Origin of the sequence: Falsiroseomonas oryzae (genome assembly GCF_027856955.1) — a bacterium.
Lineage (GTDB): Bacteria > Pseudomonadota > Alphaproteobacteria > Acetobacterales > Acetobacteraceae > Falsiroseomonas > Falsiroseomonas oryzae.
Map to the genome: position 1 here is coordinate 1 of NZ_JAPSMD010000559.1, position 2,964 is coordinate 2,964.

The 2,964-nt window shown below is 74.6% G+C and carries 1 protein-coding gene; it reads left to right on the forward strand.

Features of this window, described 5'->3' with window-relative positions; translation table 11 throughout:
* The coding region (locus OZN99_RS28805; protein WP_270938656.1) for a PAS-domain containing protein at window positions 1–2,964 on the forward strand (2,964 nt) is incomplete at both ends.

Below are 2,964 nucleotides of genomic sequence, written 5' to 3' on the forward strand. Positions count from 1 at the left end.
TTCGACCTGCTGCTGCCGCAGGACGACCCGGCGCGGGGGCCGGGCGCCACGCTGGCCGGCGTGCTGGCCGCGATCGGCCGGCGCGGCGCGGGCGCCAACCCCTATGGCTACCTCGACGCGCCGGAGGAGCCGGCCAGCTGGCTGCCGATCGGCGAGGCCACCGCGCGCAGCCGTGACTGGCGCACCGCCGAGGGCCGCTGGTTCCGCATCCAGCTCCGCCGCATGCCGCGCGGCTGGGTGCTCTCGGCCGCCGAGATCACCGACTTCAAGCGCCAGGAGACCGACCTGGCCGAGGCGCGCCAGCGCCTGCAGACCGTGCTGGACCACATGACGGACGGCGTCGTGCTGTGGGACGCCGCGTTCAAGGTGGTGTTCTTCAACCGCGAGACGCTGCGCATCGGCGAGTTCCCGCCGGAGATGGCCTATCCCGGCGTGAACGTCCTGGACATCATGCGCCTGCAGGACCAGCGCGGCGAATTCGGCCCGCCGCCGCGCGACGAGGCGGAGCTGGAACAGCGCGTGCAGCAGCGCGCCGCCCTGCTCTCCCGCCCCGGCGGCGTGTCCTACATCCGCCAGACGCCGTCGGGGAAATGGCTCGACGTGCGCTCCATCCCGGTCGCCGGCGGCGGCGCGGTGCTGATGTACCGCGACATCACCGAGCTGAAGCAGCGCGAGCAGGAACTGGCCGCGGCGCGGGAGACGCAGCAGCTCATCCTGGACCACATGACCGACGGCGTGGTGCTGCTGGATTCCGAGCTGCGCTTCAAGCTGGCCAACCGCGCCGCCACGCGCTTCCACGACATGCCGGACGAGCTGACGCGGCCCGGCGCCTCCGCCATCGAGGCGATGCGCTACCGCGTGCGCCGCGGCGAGTTCGGGCCGCCGCCCGACGATCCCGCGGCGGTCGAGGCCATCGTCGAGGACCGGCTGCGCCTGGCGCGCCATCCCGGCAGCCCGTCCGAGATCCGCCGCGCGGCCAGCGGCCTGTGGGTCGAAGCGTCCTCTGTCGCGACGCCGGACGGCGGCGTGCTCGTCACCTACCGCGACGTCACCGCGCTGAAGGAACGCGAGGCCGCGCTGCAGCAGGCGCGCGACACGGCGCGCGAGGCCTCCGCCGCGCTGGAGGCGACGATCGAGACCATGGCGCAGGGGCTGCTGCTGATCGCCCCGGACGGCGCGGTGCGCATGATCAATCGCCGCGCGCGGGAACTGCTGGCGCTGCCGGAGCACCTCGCCCAGCCCGGCCGCCCCTTCGCCGAGCTGGTCGCCTTCCAGGCCGCGCGCGGCGACTATGACAGCTCCCCCGAAGGCGCCGAGCAGGCCCGCCGCGCCATCGCCGGCGAGGAGCTGCAGGAACGCCGCTACGAACGCGTGCGCGCGGACGGCACCGCGGTGGAGGTGCAGGCACGGCGCATGGACGGCGGCGGCTCCGTGCGGACCTACACCGACATCACCGAGTTCAGGCGCCAGCAGGCCGCGCTGGCCGCCGCGCGCGATGCGGCGGAGGCGGCGAACCGCGCCAAGTCGGCCTTCCTCGCGGCCATGAGCCACGAGATCCGCACACCGATGAACGGCGTGCTCGGCATGATCGAGGTGCTGGAACGCACGCCGCCCGGCCCGGCCCAGGCGCGCCCCATCGCGGTGATGCGGGAGAGTGCCGGCCAGCTGCTGCGCATCATCGACGATCTGCTCGACTTCTCAAAAATCGAGGCCGGGCGGATGGAGCTGGAAAGCCTGCCCTTCTCGCTGCGCGGCCTGGTCGAGGGCGCGGTGGAGACCCTTTCCGTGCAGGCGCGCGACCGTGGGCTCAGCCTCTTCGCCGACCCGCCGGGACCTGGCCCCGACATGGTCGCCGGCGACCCGGTGCGGGTGCGCCAGATCCTGTTCAACCTGGTCGGCAACGCCATCAAGTTCACCGAGCGCGGCTTCGTGCGCGTCGCCGTCGCCACCTCCGCCGTCGAGGGCGGCGTGCAGGTGGACCTCACGGTGGAGGACAGCGGCGTCGGCATGACGGCAGAGCAGATCGGCCGGCTGTTCCAGCCCTTCGCGCAGGCCGACAGTTCCACGACCCGGCGCTATGGCGGCACCGGGCTCGGCCTGTCGATCGTGCGGCGGCTGGCGCAGCTGATGGGCGGCGACGTGACGGTGCAGAGCGAGCCCGGCCGCGGCAGCCGCTTCGCGGTCACGCTGCGCCTGGGCGCCGCACCGGATGCGCCGCCCCTTGCGGCGCCGAACCGGCTTCAGGCGGCAGGCCCCCCGGGCAGCATCCCGCAGCGCCTGCTGGTGGTGGACGACCACCCGGTGAACCGCGAGGTGCTGGCCCGCCAGCTCGAGCTGCTGGGCTGCGAGGCCGACATGGCCGAGGACGGCGCGCAGGCCTTCGCGCTGTGGCGCGACGGCCGCTACCGACTCGCACTGGTCGATCTGCACATGCCGGTGATGGACGGGCTGGACCTGGCGCGCGCCATCCGCCGCGCGGAGGCCGCCGATCCCGCGCGGCCGCGCACCGCATTGATCGCCGTCACCGCCAATGCGCTGAAGGGCGAGGACGAGCGCTGCTATGCCGCGGGCATGGACGGCTTCCTGCCGAAGCCGCTGGCGCTGGATGCGCTGGCCCGCGCGCTGGAGCGCCACCTGCCCGCCGCCGCCGATGCGGCGCGGGATGCGGAAGCCGGGCTGGCCACGCTGTGGGACCCGGAGGCGCTGCGCCAGCTCTTCGGCCACGATCCCGCGCGTCTGCAGCGCCTTCTGGCCAGCTTCCGCGACGGCGTACAGCGCGACGGGGAGGCGGTGCGCGGCGCGCTCTCGGCCGGCGACCTGACGGCGGTGGCTGCCGCAGCGCACCGGATGAAGGGCGCCGCCCGCATGGCCGGCGCGCGGCGCCTGGCGGAGCTGGTGTCGGAACTGGAGGACGCGGCGAAGGCGGGCGACGGTCAGGCCGCGGCGCGCGCCGCGGCAGCCCTG